This window comes from Pseudomonas sp. S07E 245 (genome assembly GCF_019599025.1).
GTDB classification, from domain to species: Bacteria; Pseudomonadota; Gammaproteobacteria; order Pseudomonadales; family Pseudomonadaceae; genus Aquipseudomonas; species Aquipseudomonas shirazensis.
This window is the reverse complement of the sequence record NZ_CP080625.1, coordinates 1,610,422-1,629,102: the sequence shown is the minus strand read 5'-3', so window position 1 is coordinate 1,629,102 and position 18,681 is coordinate 1,610,422. Positions and strand designations below refer to the sequence as shown.

Genomic DNA, 18,681 nt, shown 5'->3' with positions numbered 1-18,681 from the left:
AGGGACTCTCACGATCACGCTCCCGGGTCTTGACGGGTCTTGATAGCCCGCACATCAACTGCGGGCCTGGGTACATCGATAAATGCCCGCTACATGTCTTGTCCCGCGATGTTATCCAGAGACGACGATTGCGTATATGTATCGGCGGGGTAGGGAAGCGCTAAGAACTCTTTCGTCTCCATGGGGCGCTAGCAGCCGTTCGCGAATGACAGCTATCGACCCATAGCTGCCCTTCGCGAAAGGCAGCTACCGGCCAAAAGCGGTCAGTGACAATATCCGCAAAGTCTACCGCTCAGCTTCCCGAAGACCGATCTCGACTATTCGTTAGGTACAGCACCATCGCTGCGCGAGCCGCATCTTTGACTGCTGCTCCGCGCAGTGCTGCAATGGGGTCACGTTATCCGTATAGGATGTTGCTCCATGCGAGTGAATCTCCAAACACTCCCGACGCGATACCTTCAGCCTCAACCAAGGTGATATTCGCGCCTTTATCAGCCAGGTGTTACGCCAGCGAAGCGCCCACGATGTCGGCACTAATGACAACGACTCGTTTGTCCAGAGCATTTCCCATATCAACCTTCATTCTGTAGACCTGAAGGCGGTTTCAGTGTCTGCCTCTGATCGATTTCTGCTTGTCGTAAGGGGCAGCAGTTGTCGTCTAGAAAGCAGATGTAAATTTGTCTGAAGTGGCGAAATAGCTGCCAAAATCATCGTGTTAAAACGCCGCCTGAAATGGCAGCAAGATAAGCGCGTGAGTGTTGTTGGCACTGGAGGGTAGCGAAAAATCGTTCAGCTACTACGGTAAGCGTCATCAACGACTATAGTCATTGGTGAGCCAGAGCGAATCTGACCATTCCCCTGCCAACCTGGCCTAATCCAATTCCGCGATTACACGGCGGATCTTCTTGTGTTCCTTGATGCGGAACGTGAACGTTTCGCTGCCGAAATCACTCAGGCTCAGGCTGAGATCGAGGCAGCGTTGTCTTTTTTTGAACCCCTTGATGGTGGATGGAGTTATCCCACCGGGCACGTCGCATCCCACTGAGCACGTCCCAACCACCCATCTATCAAGGTTCAAGCAATGAATACTTTAGAGTTCGATGATGCACAAAAAACCAATGGCGACCTGGTTCAGGGGCCGCTGCCGGCCGGCACTGTCGCGCCCGACTTCACTCTTCACGCAACCCCTGATCAACAGTTGTCGCTGCGTGAGCTAAAGGGAAATCCCGTGATATTGGCGTTTTATCCCGCTGACTGGACTTCGGTGTGTGGTGACCAACTGACTTTGTACAACCAGTTGCTACCCACATTCAGAGAATACGGTGCGGCGCTACTGGGTATCTCGGTTGACAGCGCCTGGTGCCATCAGGCCTTTGCCAAAGATCGGAATTTTCACTTCAGCCTGCTGGCCGATTTCGAGCCCAAAGGGGCTGTGGCACGACAGTATGGAGCGTACCAGTCCCAGCTCGGGGTTTGTAAGCGTGCGCTGTTCGTGATTGACAAGGACGGGGTGGTTGCCTGGAGCTACGTCTCCCCGATGGCAATCAACCCTGGTGCGGACGGTATTCTGGATGCGCTGGATGCTTTGGCGAATTCGCCACAAAGCACGCCAACCAAAAATTAACAGGTGATTAGATGGCCACTCTCAAAGTCCCGGTAAGTGCCAACGACCATCGCCAGGGAAGTGCGCATGCCAAGGTCACCTTGGTCGAATTTGGCGACTATGAATGTCCCTATTGCGGTGAAGCTTATTGGATGGTCAAGAATCTGCAACAGCATTTTCGCGATGACTTGCTGTTTGTGTTCCGTAACTTCCCTCTGACCACCGCTCACCCCCATGCACTGGGTGCAGCGGTCACCGCTGAGTATGCCGGGAGTCGAGGATTATTCTGGGAGGCCCACGACGAATTGTACGAAAATCAGGATCGATTGGGCCTGCCGCTGTATCGCGCCATCGTTCTCAAACACGGCCTTTCCAGGGAGGAATTCGATCTTGCAATGCAAGAGGATACTTACATTCCCAAAATACAAGCCGATTTCAATGGCGGTGTACGCAGCGGCGTGAATGGCACCCCAGCGTTTTACATTGACGGGCTTCGCTATGACGGAGTTCCAGAGTTCATCGGGATGAGTCAGATGATTGAGCTTTTGTTAGTGCGTGGACGAAATCGCTAGAGAGCCAAATCGGCTTGGCATCACCAACATCGGAGCCGAGGAAAAACCAACGTTAGTTTCCTTTTACATTAAAGAGGTGGGCACGGAGCCGGCAACTAATGAAATCTTTGAAGTATTATGAAGAAAATCGACACGCCACATGGTTGGAGTTGTTTTTTGACCTGACTTTCGTTGTTACGATAGGCCAAGTTACGCACACTCTCGGACATGTTCATGATGGGCACTTTGAACATAAGCAATTATGGACATTCTTACTGCTTTTTGTGCCGTTGTGGTGGATCTGGTCCAGTCACACGATTTACTCCAACAGGTTCGATACAGACAGCAATCTTCACCGTTTGGCAACATTATTCATAATGCTCCTGCTCATTGTGCTATCGGCACGGATCGGGGAAGACTTGGAAGTGAACTACCCGCTCATTATTGCTTGCTATTTTGGTATACGTGCAATCATCAGTGTTATGTATATTTCATCCATTAGTAAACTCGATTCTCGCGGCGAACTTTCCTCAAGGCTTGGCTTCGCCCTATTAGTTAGCGCAGTTATTAGCCTTTCATCCGTTATTTTTGACCCGCCCTTGCGTTACCTTGTTGCTTATATTGGGATTGTTCTTGATATTCTGTTTCCTGTATTTTTCTGGACTAAACTAAAACCGTTGCCAGCACACACAGAGCACTTGGTTGAGCGCATAGGCCTACTCACCCTAATCTTATTGGGGGAGTCAATTATTAGCCTTTCCGGAGGCTTATCTAACATTCAATGGGGTTATTATAATGTGATGGCAGCCATCACCGGATTTATCATGATTTGCAGTATCTGGTGGATCTATTTTGATAGTTTTTACTTGCTGAACAAACATCAAAGCAGTATGAGTGGGCACGCCTTAATCTACTCGCACCTTTTTCTTTTTATGGGGCTGGCACTTCTGGCAAATTTGATTAGGCATGCGATCCTGAACGACATTGCGATACGCGATTTCCAGATTATGTCGATCACCGGCATGGCCTTGTTTTTCCTAGGTAAGCAATATGGCTATTTCATAGCCGTGAGTAGAATAAGGAAATACATCCTACAAAACACGTTGATAGTGTTTTCTTTGGGCGGGTTAGTCGTGTTTTTACCCCGCGTCGAGTACATATTGGTCGGCCTGACAGCAACCATGATCTCTTATGTTTTTCTAAATTTCAGATATCGTTGAATCATCATTATCAGACCAGAGGGTGGGACCAAGTGAGCAAGTGGCTGACTTGCGGTTACATGCTGCCCACTACGTCGTTCTCACTGCTCGTGCGCTACTCGCCGCTACCCTTGGTCTATTTGGGTTTGTAATCCTGGTATCGTCGACCATAGTTAAGAGTCTCGGATGCCCCTCTTAGCTATCGCGATCTGATAGCGCCAGCCGCATCGTAACAACAGGAGCCACATCATGGTCAAAGTAGCGTTGTTCGTTCGCCTAGAAGCAAAACCCGGGAAAGAAAAGGATGTAGAGAGCTTTCTTTTGGGTGGCCTTCCGTTAGTGGAGGAGGAGCCAGCCACTACAGCCTGGTTTGGAATCCGCTTGGGGCCGTCCACCTTTGGCATCTTTGACGCATTCCCGGATGAAGCGGGCCGGCAGGCTCATCTTTCGGGCAAGGTCGCGGCGGCGCTTATGGCAAACGCTGCCGAGCTATTTGCCGAACCGCCATCAATCGAGAAGGTTGACGTCCTTGCGGCCAAGCTACCCGGCTAAGCAAACCCAATAGGAAGCTCCAGTCAGTACTGGGAGGCCCACGATGTATTTTGTGAAAATCAGGATAGCTTGGGCCTGCTGCTGTTCCGGGCGGTGATCAATCAAAACACTTGTATTGAAGATAAATGTCATGGCTAAAGTGCCGTGTCCAGGATTCATGCCATGCTTCCGCGCTCGGTATAAGTGAAAGGATACGCGCGCAAATCGTGTCCAGGGACGGCGTGGAAGCCGCACAGAATCTGCAAGGCAACGTGCTCATCACGGGTTTAGGCTGGGTAGGGTAGATTGTTTGCCGGGCACCGGTCGCTCATGGCGCGAAGATCTCCATCATTGATATAGAACCGGAGGTCATCCGCACCGTGACACCTTATGGTTTCGTCAAGTGAGCATTCGTCGGCGTAGCAGTGACCGATGTTCAATGAGCTGCCTGACGCGGCTGCACTCCGAACTGCGCAACGATGTGCGTACCCAATTCCTCAATAACTTCCACCGCAGGGCGCTTGCCGTATTTGAGATTGAGAATGACGTGGTCCACGCCGATTTCCTCAAGCGACTCCAGCAAAAAACGTAGATGGTAACGTCCAAGTCTGAACCCCAAATGGATACGTGTGGGTGGCGTTGACGGATTCTCATCGAGATCGATGTACAGCGACTGAGTAAAGGGCTTATACACAGAACCACATTGTTTCGTGACCTCCAGTCGCCAATCTTCCACGACCAGCCGCTGCATGTTCGGAATGCGTGGATAGTTGATCCATCCGTTGCTCTCACGCGCGATCCAATCCAGTGACTGGCGACTGTTGCCGGTCACGAGCATTGGAATGAATTGGGTGGTCGGTTTCGGAATCAGGTCTGCGCCTTGCATTTCACCAGTGCTCCAGTGGATGGGCTCAAAACTGGTGCTGTGGGCGCGGCGAATCACTTCGTAGTGTTCTCGAAAGATCTCTCCACGCCTTTCGGGATCGACGCCAAACGCCGAAAACTCCACTGGCCGATCTCCCGAAGCAACCCCCAGAATCATGCGACCAGTGCTCAACTGATCTACGCTGGCTGACGCCTTGGCCGTGTGCAGGGGATGGTGCAGCGGGATGGCGATGGAGGCGGTGCCAAGTGCAATCTCCGAGGTATGGGCAGCCATATAACCCAGGTAAACCCAGGGGTCGAAGACTTGGCCGACATCGCCGAAGCCAGGGTCGCGAAGCGGCACGTCGCGAAACCAGAGCGCGCAGAAGCCCAGCGCCTCGGCTTGTTTAGCCAGTGTGACCTGGTTGAGCATGCTCGGAGTGTCCCCGTCGAACGCCTCCATGGGAAAGAATAATCCAAGGCTCAAATGCCCCTGAGTGAAGGTTCGGCTGAACCCTCGATGCTGCTGGTAAGGAATCGTGCTCGGCCGATACATACGGATTGACCTCATGGCAGAACGTGAACAGCGCCCCCGTTTCCAGAGGTGCTGCGGCATCGGTCGCTTTTGAACGGCAGGTGGGGGGACTAGGTCTGGCTTTTACCCGTTGCGCCGTACTGCTGGTCGTGTGGGCCGGACTCAGGGGGCAGTTGCTGGCGATAGGCGCGGGTTGGTCCGGGTGGGTGTTAAGCGGACGGTCAAAGGAAGTCAGATCTCTCGGCTCTATACCACCAGATGGGCAAGGCGTTCGAGGAATCATTCTATAAGCGTAGGCGGTTTTGCAGCTCTCCGCCATATTCTTACAATCGAGCCGCTGGCGGACGAAAGTCGCGTATCGAAGGCAGTTATCGGTCGTTTCCTGCCATTCCAGAACGGCCGCTATTGGCCGTTAGCTGCCCTCCGCCAAGGGCAGCTATGGGTCGATTGCAGCCGTTTACGACTGGCCGCTATCGACCCGAAGCTGCCCTTTGCGGAGGACAGCTGTCGGTACAAACAGATACCCATTCCCTCTAGCTCTTATCTGACTTTACCTGCCAGGGGTTTCGGGCAACGACCTTGCATAGGTATAGGGGGTATGCCTATCATAGGCAGTAGATAGGTATAGGGGGTATCCATGGATCATATCGCAGCAAACAAAGACGATCTTCTCAAGCGCGTAAAACGTATCGCCGGGCAAATCCAAGCCGTTGAACGGGCATTGGAATCAGACCACGATTGCGCCAAAACACTTCACCTTGTTGCCGCTACTCGCGGAGCCATCAATGGCTTGATGGAGGAAATCATCGAGGACCATGCACGGGAGCATGTCGCTAACCCAGCGCTCAGCGAAGAAGAGCGTAGCAAGGGTGTCGAAGAGCTACTGGAAGCCATCCGACGCTACTCCAAGTGAACACGTTCATGAACAGCATCAAGATCAACCACACACACGACCACATGTTCCTTGGCTCGGCCCACGACGAAAATGCCAAGCGTACGCTTTGGGTTGTGGCCCTGACTGTTGTGATGATGATTGGCGAGATCGCCGCCGGCTATCTCACAGGCTCGATGGCGTTGCTCGCCGACGGCTTTCACATGGCAACCCACGCCGGGGCGCTGGGCATCGCCGCAGTCGCTTACGGATACGCAAGACGTCATGCATCCAGCCAGCGCTACAGTTTCGGCACCGGCAAGGTTGGTGACCTGGGCGGGTTCGCTTCGGCACTGATTCTCGGCCTGGTCGCCCTGGGCATCGGAGTTGAGTCTGTCATGCGCCTCCTGCAGCCAACGGATGTTCAGTTCCGTACCGCTACGCTCATCGCAGTTGTCGGCCTGGTCGTCAACCTCGTCAGTGCGCTGTTGCTGGGCCACGGGCACAGTCATGGGCACGATCATGATGATCATGGCCATGCCCATCACGGCCATGACAATAACCTGAAGTCGGCCTACGTCCATGTCATCGCTGACGCACTCACTTCGGTGCTGGCCATAGTTGCACTGCTCGCCGGGCGATATCTCGGCTGGGTTTGGCTGGACCCGGCCATGGGCATCGTAGGCGCCATTGTCATCGCACGTTGGGCCTGGAGCTTGATGGGGATTACAGCTGGGGTACTGCTGGACCAGACAGATATGCACGTTGCCGAGGAAATTCGCGAACTGGTTGAGAAGCCGGGAGATGCCTCCATTACGGACCTGCACGTCTGGCGGGTTGGGCCACAAGCCCATGCTGCCATCGTCAGCGTCCTTGGCGACGCCACTGCGAACGCCGACAGCATTCGTGAGCGGCTCAAATCTGTTCACGAAGTCAGTCACCTGACAGTGGAGTTTCGACTATCAGATGGCAGCCGGTAAATCGCCTGATTTACTCTCGCGCAACTAAAGACTACTGACAATCGCGGCCTGAAAAATGGCTGCCGTGCAAGGGGCACATGTAAGCTTGAAGTGGTTTAAGAAAGCTCACGGATGGATACTTCCCGGGCCGGACGTGACCGTCCGTGAGCGGCAGATAAGGGTCGGGAGCGGTCAGTCCGGAGCGGCGGCTTTCGACCCGAAGCGGAAGTAGTCAACTCCGAGAGTTTTCCAAGCGGCGAGTCACGCGTTCACTGATGAAGGAGCAAGCTCTATTACCCTAGTGCGGCGGCGAATGCTTCGGGCGTCGGGCTCTCCTGCCATTGCGCGATAGTCGCCGGCAGCACCAGCCATGGCTGCTTGCGTCGTGTCCAGATATGCGCAACTGGCTCTAAACGTTCAGAGCCATCCAGGATGCCGGCGCGTACCACACGCATGCCGGGGGCTGCCGTGGTCTCGTTGAACAGCCGGGTATGACATGTGCCGCAGGCATGTTGGGTAGACGTTTGACCCTGGTGTTCATGCTCAAAGATCGCCGTTTCGCCCACCGTCTGAACAGCCGAAGCCGCGCTCAACATGTGCAGACCAAACGCACTGCCGCTCCAGCGCTGGCAGTTCAAACAGTGGCAGGCATACAGCGGCGGCAATTGCTGCGCCACGATCTCGAGGGTGACTTGCCCACATCGGCACTGACCGGTGATTCTCATGCGTTGGTTCCTTACAATGACGCCCGGAAATATGTGGGCGAATGATCGCTTTTCACGGGCTCGAGCAGAAGATCAATTTAGGAGCAACTGTTGGCCAAGAATGTATGAGCGGTATTGAATGGGAAAGCCAGCGTGTATTTCTCGCCGTGTTGCGCTCTGGCAGCCTAAGCGGCGCGGCGAAGTTGCTGGGTATCGCCCAGGCCACTGCGCGCCGGCGCCTCGACCATCTTGAACACGCTCTCGGTGTGAGTCTGTTCACCCGCACACCTCAAGGGCTGACGCCTACTGCCGGAGCGCAGCGCCTGATCGAGCATGTGGAGGCCATGGATCTGGCTGCGCAAACCTTCAACCGCATGGCCAGCTCTGAAGCGTCGATGGATCACGGTACAGTCCGGCTGACCTGTGGCGAGTTGCTTGGCGTCGAGGTATTGCCTGGCCTGCTGCGCCCTTTCCATTACGAACACGCCGGGCTCAAACTTGAGTTGAGCATAAGCGACGCGCTTGAAGACATCGCCAGGCTGCAATCGGATATTGCGGTGCGGCTGATGCGGCCCAACGAAGCTGATATCACGGTGCGGCGTGTCGGCAGTTTGCGGATTGGCATCCATGCCAGTGCCAGGTGCCTGGAGCGCTACGGTAATCCAGCCTCCCTGCTGTCGCTGCGCCAGCGGCCTCTGATCGGGCCGGACAGACGCTCAGCGGATTTGCGTCGTTTTGTCGAAGCCGGTCTGTGCGATGCCGACCAGCATTTCGCCATCGCCTCTGATCATCACCTCGCTCAGCTGGCCGCTCTGAAAGCGGGCTTAGGCTTCGGACTTTGCCCGACGCAAATAGCAAAATCGCACGACCTCATACACGTGCTGCCACACGATTTCGGCTTTGAGGTAGACGTGTGGATCGCAATGCACAACAACCTGCGCAAAATTAACAGGATCGCTCAGGCGTTCGAGGTTCTGGGAGAGCAGTTGCATCAGTATCTATGCTTGGCCGATCAGTGAGCAGCGTAGGGGCCGTGGCATCCACTGCTTGGTCTAAACGGCTGCAATGGGTCGAAAGCCGCCGCTCCGGACTGACCGCTCCCGACCCAAAGCCGACTTTCGGACATCCTCATGAGTCGCTTGGGAACGGAAAGTAAGGCTGCAACCGTTCGGTTTCTCTTTTGACCACGGCGTAGCATTCGCAACTCAGCTCCTCCAGACGAGTCCTGTCCAGGATCTTGATATGTCCCCGACTGTATTCGATGACCCCCAGCCGCTGGAGCTTGCCGGCAGCGTCGGTCACGCCTTCGCGGCGTACACCCAGCATGTTGGCGATCAATTCCTGGGTCATGATCAGTTCATTGCCTGGTAGGCGATCAAGCGACAAGAGCAGCCAGCGGCACAGTTGCTGGTCGATGGCGTGGTGGCGATTGCACACCGCCGTCTGGGCCATTTGCGTGATCAGTGCCTGTGTGTAGCGCAGCATCAGCATCAGCATCTCTTCATGGCGGTTGAACTCGTCCTTGAGTTGCTGGCCGGGCAAGCGATAGGCATGCCCGGCACTTTGCACAACGGCACGACTGGGTGTGCTTTCGCCGCCCATGAAGACTGCCACGCCGATCAAGCCTTCGTTTCCGACCACCGAAATCTCGGCCGAGGCGCCGTTCTCCATCACGTACAACAGTGACACGATGCAATCGGTGGGGAAATACACATGCCGCAGGGCACCGCCGGATTCATAGAGCACTTTGCCCAGTGGCAGCTCGACCGGTTCGAGATGGGGTAGGAGGCGCTCCAGCGCTGGCCCCGGAAGCGCTGCCAGCAGGTAGTTCTGTTGTGGCCTGGGTACAACGAACATATCAGCCGCCCTTCGAGGGAAAATTTCCTGAGGGGGACAGGTTACTCCAAAGCGCACCAAGCGCGGCAACGCACCGAATCCGCCGCAGCAATCTGCGATGCTCAAGAGAACGTCGCTGCATCTCAGCGCTCAAGATCGGCTTCGACAGTTCTGTCGTGCCCTTGTATTTCTGGCTGATGCGCTTTGACCGGGCATGTCACCAATACCTGATGTTGCTTGCCATCATCCGACAGTTGAAGCGTGTCCTGGCCTAGCAACTCGCCGTCCAGCATGATCGCAAGCGTAGTGGTCGTGTCTGGCCGCACTTCGATATGGTAAGTCGTTGCCCCATAACGGTATTGCAGGGTGTAACCAGGCCATCCCTGCGCCAGTAGCGGTTCGATGTGCAATGAAGTGCCGACACGCCGCAAGCCGAGCAATGACTCGACGATGAAGCGGTACGTCCAGCCGGCCGACCCGGTGTACCAAGTCCACCCCCCACGGCCCGCATGGGGCGGCGTGCCATAGACGTCGGCAGCCATGACATAGGGCTCGACCTTGTAGGTTTCGATCCGCTTGGCGACTTCATGGCCCGCGGGGTTGATCATGTGGAGCAACCGCCACGCCCTGGCGTTGTCGCCAAGCTCGGCGAAGGCCATGCCGGCCCAGACGGCGGCATGGGTGTACTGGCCACCATTTTCTCGTACACCCGGCACATAGCCCTTGATGTAGCCGGGCTCAAGCGCGCCCTTGTCGAAAGGTGGATCGAGCAGCAGGACCGCGCCTGTGTCGGGCCGTACCAAGTGCTGCTCGACCGAGGCCATGGCCGTGCGGCGTCGGGTCTGCGAGGCGGCGCCCGACAGTACCGACCAACTTTGCGAGATCGAGTCGATGCGGCATTCGTCATTGTTGGCCGAGCCCAAGACCTGGCCATCGTCAAACCAGGCGCGGCGGTACCATTCGCCGTCCCAGGCATGCTCCTCGAGACTGGCCTGCAGCAGGGCGGCCTGCCGGGAACAACGTTGGGCGAAAGCAGAGTCGCCATGCAGTTGGGCAGTGATGGCAAACTGCTGCAGAACGTCGAAGCCGAAGAAGCCCAGCCACACGCTTTCACCGCGGCCCAGCTGGCCGACCCGGTTCATCCCGTCGTTCCAGTCGCCCGTGCCGATCAAGGGCAGGCCGTGGCTGCCGCGCTGCAGGCTGTGTTCGATGGCGTGGACACAGTGCTGGTAGAGGCTTTCCACCAGGTGCGATTTGCCCGGCAGGTCGTAATAGGATTCTTCCCCGACATTGAGCGGACGGCCCTCAAGGTAACCCACGGGTTCTGCCAGCACGCTGAGGTCGGCGGTGACATTGACATAGTGGCTGGTCGCCAATGCCAGCCACAAGTAATCGTCTGAACAGCCACTGCGCACCCCCCGATCGAGCGGCGGATGCCACCAGTGTTGCACGTCGCCTTCGGCATATTGATGGGCTGCGCACAGTAACAGATGACCACGCACGCTGGCGGGGTCGGCATGGATCATCGCCATGCTGTCTTGCAGTTGATCGCGAAAGCCGATGGCCCCGCCGGACTGATAGTAGCCACTGCGGGCCTGGAAGCGACAGGCGATCACTTGGTACATCAGCCAGCCATTGACCATGACATCGATACTCGGGTCGGGGGTCTGGATTTGAATCACGCCCAGTTGCGCACGCCAATGCTCGCGTACCGCCGCCAGTTGCGCGCTGGCCGCCGCCAGGCCGCGGTATTGATGAACCAGGCGCAGCGCTGACGCCTTATCCCTGGCTGCCCCGAGCCGGAAGACCACGTCCTGCTCTTCACCGTTGTCGAGGTCGAGGGCAACCTGTATTGCCGCGCAGGGATCCAGGCCGCCACCGGTACGGCCCGACAGCCGCGCGTGCTGCAGTCCCGCTGGTGTCTTGAGACTGCCGTTGCGACCGATGAATTCAGTGCGATCGCCGCTGATGCGAGTGTCGCTCGAGTCGGTATCGAGGAACGCCACCCGTTCGCCAAACTCGATCGAATAGGCGTTCCTGGCGAACAATGCGCCGCTGCTAGGGTCGGCTTCCGTCACCACATGCATCGCCGATTTGCTGCGCAAGTCGCCCAGTACCCACTCGACATAGCAGGTCGTCGACAGGCGTCTGGCGCGGCCTGAGCGATTCCGAATCTGCAAGTGCGAGAATTTGATCGAAGCGTCCAGCGCCACATACACCCACAACTCGGTGTGGATTCCGTCTTCATCGTGCTCGAATACGCTATAGCCAAAGCCGTGCCGGGTCCGGTACGCGCCAGTACCGGGACAAGGCTGCGGCGTCACCGACCAGAAATACCCGGTGTCTTCATCGCGCACATATATCGCCTCGCCGCTGGCGTCGGTGATCGGGTCGTTATGCCAGGGGCTTAGGCGAAATTCGTGAGCGTTTTCCATCCAGGTGTAAGCGCCACCACTTTCGGATATCACCGTGCCGAAGTGTGGGTTGGCCAATACGTTGGCCCATGGCGCCGGCGTCGGCCTGCCAGGCTGCAAGGTCATGACGTACTCGCTGCCATCGGCACTGAAGCCGCCATAGGCATTGCCCAGCAGCAGACCTTCGATAGCCGGCAGGGTCGCTTGTGTTGCCTTTGCCTGGTGCTTGAACGTGGGGACGAGCGCCGGGTGTACCGGGATGGCATGGCGCCGATGAACCTGCTCGGCGATGCCGCCGTTGTCTTCGCTCAGCACCAGGCGTGCAACCGACAGGATCAGCGTACGGTCCTCGTTCGACAACTGCTGTGCCGGCCGCACGAAAATGCCCCCGGGATGATCGATCAACGAGGCTTCGCTGCCGGAGGTCACCACACCTATGATCAAGTCCTGGAGTTGCTGGCGATAGCCGGCCTGATCTTCGTTCCAGATCACCAGGTCGACCATCAGCCCCTTTTGCCGCCAGTAGGCATGGGCCTTGACCATCTGGTGCACGAGTTCGATGTTCTCGACGGTGGAAATCTGCAGCAGGACGACGGGCAGGTCTCCGGAGATCGCCTGGCCCCACAGGCTCGATTGATTCCGTCGATTGGCCATCAAGATGCTGTTTTCCGCGCGCAACGAGGCATTGGCGTAGAGGATCGAAGCAGCCATCTGTTCAAACAGGCGCGCATCATCCTGCGAGACATTGAGTTGGCGCAGCAACACCTGGCTGTGGGTCCAGGCCAAGTCGAAGACCCGATCGGCGAGGTGGCGGTCGCGGTATTTATTGATCAGGTACAGACAGCCGACACGGCTGTCCGCGACGCCGGTCACCAGGTCAATGGTCGCCGTTTGCCCGGGTTCCAGCGTGATACGGCAGCGGATGGCTACGATCGGATCCAGCACCGAACCTGCGCTGCCGGACAGCTGCTGGACATGGCCATCGAGCGCCGCTGGTGCGCAAGCGTTGCGTCCGCGACCTATAAATCGCGCTCGATCGGTCTCGTAGGAAATGGCGTCGATGTCCACGCCGTGGGCGGCCAGCAGGTGGCACATCCAGGGCACGGCTTCCTCAGTGGAGCGCCGCCTGCGGGTGCAGACGATGGCCTGCAGCGCCGGCACCAGTTCGGTCTGCACGAACAGGTTGCTGAAGGCCGGGTGCATGGCATCACTGACCGCCGGCGCCAGTACCACCTCGGCGTAGGAGGTAATCTCCAGGCTACGGCTTACGCGGCCGCGGTTGGTGATGTGCAGCCGGCGCAGTTCGATATCGTCTTCGGGAGACACGACGACCTCCGTGTGCGTATCGAAGTCGAGCTCGCGAACGCGAAACTCGGCCCGGGAGTCGCTGAAAATCGCCTCATGGCTCTCTGGCCGGTGCAGGGTCGGCTGGTGGGCCGAGGACCAGAATACGCCGCTGCTGACATCGCGCAGGTAGCAGAACATGCCCCAGTTGTCGCGGGTCGCGTCTTCATGCCAGCGGGTCACGGCGATGTCGTTGCAACGGCTGTAACCGCCCCCGGCACTGCTGAGCATGACGTGGTAACGGCCGTTGGAGAGCAGCTGCACAGCGGGGCGTTTGCGCCCGGGATCGGCGAATACGCGCAGCCTGGTTTCCTGCGTCTCCGGGTTTTCCCCTGTGGCACGTGCCTGGGTTGCATGCAGGTAGGGCGCGGCGGTTTTCGGTACGCGCTCCTGCAGCAACAACACGGTCGCCTGGAAGGCCGGGATCGACTCGAAACGGCGCTGCATGGGAAGGTCCAACAGCACGCTGGTCAAGGCCAGCAGGCTCATGCCCTGATGGTGCGCCATGAACGAGCGCACGACCGCATAGTGCTGGCCGCGCGGCAGGCGTGCCTCGGTGTAGTCGACCGCTTCGTACAGGCCATAGCGCCCTGCCGAACCTTGGGCCGCCAGGCGTTGAAGGTTGCGACAGGCCGCTTGCGGCTCGACCATCAGCGCCAGGGCGCTGGCGTACGGTGCAATCACGGTGTCCTCGGCCAACCCGCGCATGAGCCCAAGGCCTGGAACGCCGAAGGCCCGATACTGATAGTTGAAGTGGGCGTCGAGGGTGTTATAACCCGACTCGGACACGCCCCAGGGGATGCCCAACTGGTTCCCATGCTCGATCTGCAAGGCGACGGCCGCGCGACAGGTCTGCTCCAGTAGCGTCCCTTCATAGCTAGGCATGATCAAGTTGGGCATCAGGTACTCGAACATCGATCCGGACCAGGAAAGCAGCACCGGCCCCCCACGATTGTTGCTGAGCAGGCGTCCGAGGGTGAACCAGGCCTGTTGCGGCAGCTGGCCCTGGGCGATGGCCACGAAATTGGTCAGGCGTACCTCTGAAGCGAGCAGATCATAATAGCCGTGGTCCAGCCTGCGTTCGTCGGCGTTGTAGCCTATCGAGAACAGGTCACGTTGGGCATCGTAGAGGAAGGTGAAGTCCATGCTGGCCAGTGACGCGCAAAATTCGGCCAGGTGCTCAAGATGAATGATTCGTGCGCGGGCCAGGCGTTGTACCTCCTGAACTTGCGCCTGATCGGCGGGCAGCCACAGGGTGCAATCGAGCTCGGCCATTTGCCGCAGGGTGAGTGCGGGTGGCTTGTCCCGGGCGGGTGCCGACGGTAGCTCGAAGAGTAGTCGTTCTGCCCGCAGATCCATGCACTGCGCCTGTAATGCCTCTAGCCAGTAATGGGCTTCTTCAGCAGCCCTGGGCGGACTGTCGATTGTTAAAGTAGCCGTTAGATCGAGTAATGGCAGGAGGTTGTCCGGGGTGTCCTGGACCAGCGCCGACTCTACCTTTACGCGCAGTTCAAGCACGGCACGGTCATCGAGGTTTACGCCCTCTAACGCCTGTTGAAGCACATCGAGGGTGTCGCCCAGGCCGCTCAGGGTGCTTCGGTCAAACAGAGGCGTGTCGATCAATCCCAGCAGCCCCGGTCGTAAGGTGAGCAGCATGCCCGCCAGGTTGCCGCTGTCCACGGTGGACAAATACCTAGGCGCCAGCGGCTGCAGTGTCTTGGTGTCGTACCAGTTGTAGAAGTGCCCTTGATGACGCTCTAGGCCGGCCATGGATTCAAGCATTGCAGTGATGCGTTCCAGCAAGCGCCCGCCGCTCAGGTAACCGAAATCGTGGGCCGCCAGGTGCGAGAGCAAGGCCATGCCCATGTTGGTCGGGGAGGTCCGGTGCGCAATGGTCAGCTTGGGTACTTCCTGGACGTTATCCGGCGGCAACCAGTTGTTCTCAGGGCTTACGTAACGATCAAAGAACGCCCAGGTCTGGCGTGACAGCATGCGCAAGAAACGCAGGTCTTGCGCTGACGGACTAAACCCCGCGGGTGTGGTCGGCAGGCTGATCCACCAGGCAATCGCCGGGCTTGCCAACCACACCAGCAGCAAAGGCGCCGCCAGTGCGAGTACGGCGAGGGAGGGGAGCAGGGCCGCGAATAGCAGCAGCGCCAGTGCCGGGGCAATCCACATGCTTTTATACATGTCCGACAGGCCGGTGCCATTGGAACGCTCCACCTCACGGGAAGGTTGCCATTGCAGCAGGCGGCGTTTGCTGATCAGCATGCGCCACAATGAGCGGCCAATCGCATCGAAGCTCAACAACGCATCGGACGGCAACCAGACAATCGACAAGAGCGCGCGCATGAAATGCTGGCCCGAGGTCCGTAATGCCGCGCTGAGGTGTTGTCCCAGGGGAATATCGGCCGCTTTCTGCACCAGCGCCAGTACTGACTGCAGCGTGGGTTGGACAAAGACCAGGATGACCACCGCCAATGTCCAGGAGATGGCTTCGCTCGAACCCAACCATCCCCAGACCAGCATGGCCAGGAAGGCGCCTGGCTCCAGGCTGCGGCGCAGGTTGTCGAGAATCTTCCAGCGGGCAAGGTTGCTCAGGGGGTTGCGTGCGAATCCTCCCTCGGGCTTCGGTGCCCACGGCAAGGCCCAGTACAGCACTTGCCAGTCTCCGCGAATCCAGCGGTGTCGGCGCTTGGCATCGGCGCTGTAGCGCGACGGATATTCTTCATACAGTTGTACATCGCTGAGCAACCCGCAGCGGGCGTAGCAGCCTTCGATCAAGTCATGGCTGAGGATGCGGTTATCGGGCAGGCAGCCTTCGAGTGCCTGTTCGAAGGCATCGACGGCATAGATGCCCTTGCCGATGAAGGAGCCGTTGTGGAACAGGTCCTGGTAAACATCGGAGACGGCGCGGGTATAGGGGTCGATACCCGCATCGCTGCCAAACAGTCGGGCGTAGGTCGAACGTGCCGTGCTCGGCAAGCTGATCCCTACGCGTGGCTGGAGGATGGCGTAGCCGCTGACGATCTTACCGCTCTGTAGATCGAATACCGGATGGTTAAGCGGGTGCATCATGGTACCAATGCACTGACGCGCGACATCGCGGGGCAGCAAGGTGTCGGTGTCCAGGGTGATGACGAAGCGTACCGCGCTCAGTGGCGCGACATCACCGACGATCAATGCGAAGCGCTCCTTTCCTTTACCAAGCAGCAACGCGTTGAGCTCCGCGAGCTTGCCGCGCTTGCGTTCATACCCCATCCAGACCCGTTCGGTCGAACTCCAGTGCCTGGGCCGGTGCAGCAGGAAGAACCGGTCGACCTGGCCATCGGCATATTTGTGGTTGAGCGCCTCGATCAATTGCCGCGCCAGAGCGAGCAGTTCGGCATCCTCGGGCATCACCTCTGCAGGAGCGTCCATGAAGTCACTGAGCAGCGCAAAATGCAGATTGGCATCGCGATTGGCCAGGAATCTCACTTCCAGGCCTTCCACTAGCGCCTCGATGTCGTCGGTACTGGCAAACATCGTCGGCACCGCCACCAGCGTCCGTGCCTCGGCCGGTATGCCTTTGCTGTAATCTAGGCGCGGCAGAAGCGAGGAGACTACCGTGAGGGTCACCAGCCAGTTGACCAGCCCAATCGCCAGACTGCTGGTCATCAATAGCGCTGGCACGGCGAGCAGGACCAAGCCCCAGATTGGCGTGCCGCGGTGATAAGCGCTGCTGAGAAACGGCCAGGCTAACAGCAGCGTCAGCAGCAGTGCAGGGCACAAGTAGAACTTCAACGGGGCGCTCTGCAGCAGGCGCTTCCAGCGTTGGTGCAGCGGCACGCTGGCGTGCAGCGCCTGCTCAAGGTGGGGCAAACCGCCAGCCACCAGGTAATAGCCCACATGCCCGTTCACATGGCTCACGAGCTGTGGAGTGCTAGCCAGTTCGATGGCCGCTTGTGCCACCTCGGTTTCAGACTGCACGCAATGCCGGGCGAGGCGTTCGATCACATGGCGGTAACGATCGCGGGTGGCAAAGTCCATGTTCGCGTAGACGCCGGCCGGATCCGTGCACAAGACCTGTTCGACATGGCTTAGCAGCTCAACGAACTCGCGCCAGTCGGTCGCCGTCAGCAACCTCAGGCTGGCGAAGCTGTTGCTGATGGACACCTGGTCACCGGCTTGCTGCTGGGCATCCATCTGCACCAGGCGCTCTACGGTCAGGCCCGACTCGCCTAGCGTTTGTTCTATCCAGGCCATCGGCAATATCAATGCTGCGCTTTGCCCGTGCAGCCTGCGCGCCAGTTCTGCTACGAATGATGGCGTCATCGGCGGTGCCGATCGCGCCATGTCGGCAACGGTCAAGACCACGCTCTTGGCGTCGCGCTCGGCCATTTCGATCAAGCGATCGGCCCAGTCATCGGCAAGGTTACGGTCATCGCGGTTTGCCATGACCCGAGACGCCACGCGCCGCAAGTTCTCAATCAGCGCCAGGCGCAGCATGATCGGGATGGCCCACAGCTCGCCCAGGGTCAGCGGGGTGATGGTCTGATAAGAGGCGATGAAACAATCCAGGCTGGGCGCATCAACCCAGCCATCGCCGTGAGCGATGGTTTCCAGCGCTATGTCGTAAACCCGCGGCAGGCCGGCCGAAGGACCTTCGGCCAGGCGTGGCAGCTCGCGACTATAGCCGTCGGGCAGGTGGGTTCTGGCGGTACGGATGTTTTCTTCGATGAGGTAGAAGTTGTCCAGCAGCCATTCTGCCGCAGGGGTGGCGCGTCGGCTGGACAATTGCACGGTCATGAGCGCTGCGCAGCTGCGTTCCAGCAGCAGTTGATTGTCAGTCAGGCGGCCCAGCAAGGCGTCCTTTCTTGAAAGGCGCCCGAGCACATGTTGACGGGCAAGTACGATGCCGTGATCTGCCATCTGCTGCGCATTGAACAGGTCGGAACGCAGGATGGGCTCGTATTCGAACTTGTGCCGCGCTGCACTCCACCGAAGCCAGATGGCCGGTGAGCGCCATAGGCTGGACAGGGTGCGAGTCAGGATATTTTGCATGAATTCCTTCGCACGACCCGCGCAGGGCAAGTCGCATGTGGAATGAAGGCGGTTCTACGCCAGGCCAGGTGTGCGGGGCGTTGCGCCGCCGGGTGCAGCGTTCCACTGACGAGTGTGGGGTGTTCATGGGGGGGAGTCTGTTCGCTAGCGAACATAGGCAGGATCGCCGCTACGGGCTGTGTTAGAGGTACACGATCCATGAGGCCGCTTTTGGCTGGCTGCTGCTT

The 18,681-nt window shown here is 58.3% G+C and carries 11 protein-coding genes and 1 pseudogene; 7 read left to right on the top strand and 5 right to left on the bottom strand.

Features of this window, described 5'->3' with window-relative positions; translation table 11 throughout:
- Positions 1-400 precede the first annotated feature (400 nt).
- Positions 401-571 (bottom strand): annotated as a pseudogene (locus tag K3F44_RS24790) (FAD-binding oxidoreductase); the annotation flags it as partial.
- 510 nt (positions 572-1,081) lie between these two features.
- Between K3F44_RS24790 and K3F44_RS07275 the strand changes: the two are divergent.
- The 4 genes from K3F44_RS07275 (at position 1,082) to K3F44_RS07260 (ending at position 3,905) form a co-directional block, all read left to right on the top strand.
- Positions 1,082-1,624 carry a redoxin domain-containing protein gene (locus K3F44_RS07275; RefSeq protein WP_019751018.1) on the top strand — a complete coding sequence of 181 codons (543 nt, stop codon included), beginning with the start codon at positions 1,082-1,084 and terminating at the stop codon, positions 1,622-1,624.
- An 11-nt stretch (positions 1,625-1,635) separates the two neighbouring features.
- On the top strand, positions 1,636-2,175 hold the full coding sequence (locus K3F44_RS07270; protein WP_019751019.1) for a DsbA family protein: 540 nt from the start codon (positions 1,636-1,638) through the stop codon (positions 2,173-2,175).
- Between the two features lie 98 nt (positions 2,176-2,273).
- The gene (locus K3F44_RS07265) at positions 2,274-3,374 is read left to right on the top strand and encodes a low temperature requirement protein A (protein WP_064493025.1); all 1,101 of its coding nucleotides are present in this window, start codon (positions 2,274-2,276) and stop codon (positions 3,372-3,374) included.
- A gap of 228 nt (positions 3,375-3,602) precedes the next feature.
- Positions 3,603-3,905 carry a putative quinol monooxygenase gene (locus tag K3F44_RS07260; protein WP_023047152.1) on the top strand — a complete coding sequence of 101 codons (303 nt, stop codon included), beginning with the start codon at positions 3,603-3,605 and terminating at the stop codon, positions 3,903-3,905.
- A gap of 415 nt (positions 3,906-4,320) precedes the next feature.
- On the opposite strand, the gene K3F44_RS07255 is transcribed toward K3F44_RS07260, so the two are convergent.
- Positions 4,321-5,304, bottom strand: a complete 984-nt coding sequence (locus K3F44_RS07255) for an LLM class oxidoreductase (RefSeq protein ID WP_220633665.1) — start codon at positions 5,302-5,304, stop codon at positions 4,321-4,323.
- 616 nt (positions 5,305-5,920) lie between these two features.
- Between K3F44_RS07255 and K3F44_RS07250 the strand changes: the two genes are divergently transcribed.
- Both K3F44_RS07250 and dmeF read left to right on the top strand, forming a co-directional pair.
- Positions 5,921-6,196 carry a metal/formaldehyde-sensitive transcriptional repressor gene (locus K3F44_RS07250; protein ID WP_220633664.1) on the top strand — a complete coding sequence of 92 codons (276 nt, stop codon included), beginning with the start codon at positions 5,921-5,923 and terminating at the stop codon, positions 6,194-6,196.
- A gap of 8 nt (positions 6,197-6,204) precedes the next feature.
- Positions 6,205-7,134: a CDF family Co(II)/Ni(II) efflux transporter DmeF gene (gene dmeF, locus K3F44_RS07245; RefSeq protein ID WP_220633663.1), complete on the top strand. Its 930-nt coding sequence runs from the start codon at positions 6,205-6,207 to the stop codon at positions 7,132-7,134.
- A gap of 272 nt (positions 7,135-7,406) precedes the next feature.
- On the opposite strand, the gene K3F44_RS07240 is transcribed toward dmeF, so the two are convergent.
- Positions 7,407-7,838 carry a GFA family protein gene (locus K3F44_RS07240; RefSeq protein WP_150569191.1) on the bottom strand — a complete coding sequence of 144 codons (432 nt, stop codon included), beginning with the start codon at positions 7,836-7,838 and terminating at the stop codon, positions 7,407-7,409.
- 41 nt (positions 7,839-7,879) lie between these two features.
- Between K3F44_RS07240 and K3F44_RS07235 the strand changes: the two genes are divergently transcribed.
- A complete protein-coding gene (locus tag K3F44_RS07235; protein ID WP_220633662.1) occupies positions 7,880-8,836 on the top strand; it encodes a LysR family transcriptional regulator in 957 nt (318 codons plus the stop codon).
- 109 nt (positions 8,837-8,945) lie between these two features.
- On the opposite strand, the gene K3F44_RS07230 is transcribed toward K3F44_RS07235, so the two are convergent.
- Both K3F44_RS07230 and K3F44_RS07225 read right to left on the bottom strand, forming a co-directional pair.
- A complete protein-coding gene (locus K3F44_RS07230) occupies positions 8,946-9,674 on the bottom strand; it encodes a Crp/Fnr family transcriptional regulator (protein WP_150569616.1) in 729 nt (242 codons plus the stop codon).
- Between the two features lie 122 nt (positions 9,675-9,796).
- A complete protein-coding gene (locus K3F44_RS07225; RefSeq protein ID WP_220633661.1) occupies positions 9,797-18,454 on the bottom strand; it encodes a GH36-type glycosyl hydrolase domain-containing protein in 8,658 nt (2,885 codons plus the stop codon).
- Positions 18,455-18,681: the final 227 nt, after the last annotated feature.

Excerpts from the sequence above, each read along its gene's own strand:
- K3F44_RS07250 (WP_220633664.1), top strand. The coding sequence starts at position 5,921 with ATGGATCATATCGCAGCAAACAAAGACGATCTTCTCAAGCGCGTAAAA.
- K3F44_RS07265 (WP_064493025.1), top strand. The coding sequence starts at position 2,274 with ATGAAATCTTTGAAGTATTATGAAGAAAATCGACACGCCACATGGTTG.
- K3F44_RS07235 (WP_220633662.1), top strand. The coding sequence starts at position 7,880 with ATGATCGCTTTTCACGGGCTCGAGCAGAAGATCAATTTAGGAGCAACT.
- K3F44_RS07240 (WP_150569191.1), bottom strand. The coding sequence starts at position 7,838 with ATGAGAATCACCGGTCAGTGCCGATGTGGGCAAGTCACCCTCGAGATC.
- K3F44_RS07225 (WP_220633661.1), bottom strand. The coding sequence starts at position 18,454 with ATGCAAAATATCCTGACTCGCACCCTGTCCAGCCTATGGCGCTCACCG.
- K3F44_RS07260 (WP_023047152.1), top strand. The coding sequence starts at position 3,603 with ATGGTCAAAGTAGCGTTGTTCGTTCGCCTAGAAGCAAAACCCGGGAAA.
- K3F44_RS07270 (WP_019751019.1), top strand. The coding sequence starts at position 1,636 with ATGGCCACTCTCAAAGTCCCGGTAAGTGCCAACGACCATCGCCAGGGA.
- K3F44_RS07255 (WP_220633665.1), bottom strand. The coding sequence starts at position 5,304 with ATGTATCGGCCGAGCACGATTCCTTACCAGCAGCATCGAGGGTTCAGC.
- dmeF (WP_220633663.1), top strand. The coding sequence starts at position 6,205 with ATGAACAGCATCAAGATCAACCACACACACGACCACATGTTCCTTGGC.
- K3F44_RS07275 (WP_019751018.1), top strand. The coding sequence starts at position 1,082 with ATGAATACTTTAGAGTTCGATGATGCACAAAAAACCAATGGCGACCTG.
- K3F44_RS07230 (WP_150569616.1), bottom strand. The coding sequence starts at position 9,674 with ATGTTCGTTGTACCCAGGCCACAACAGAACTACCTGCTGGCAGCGCTT.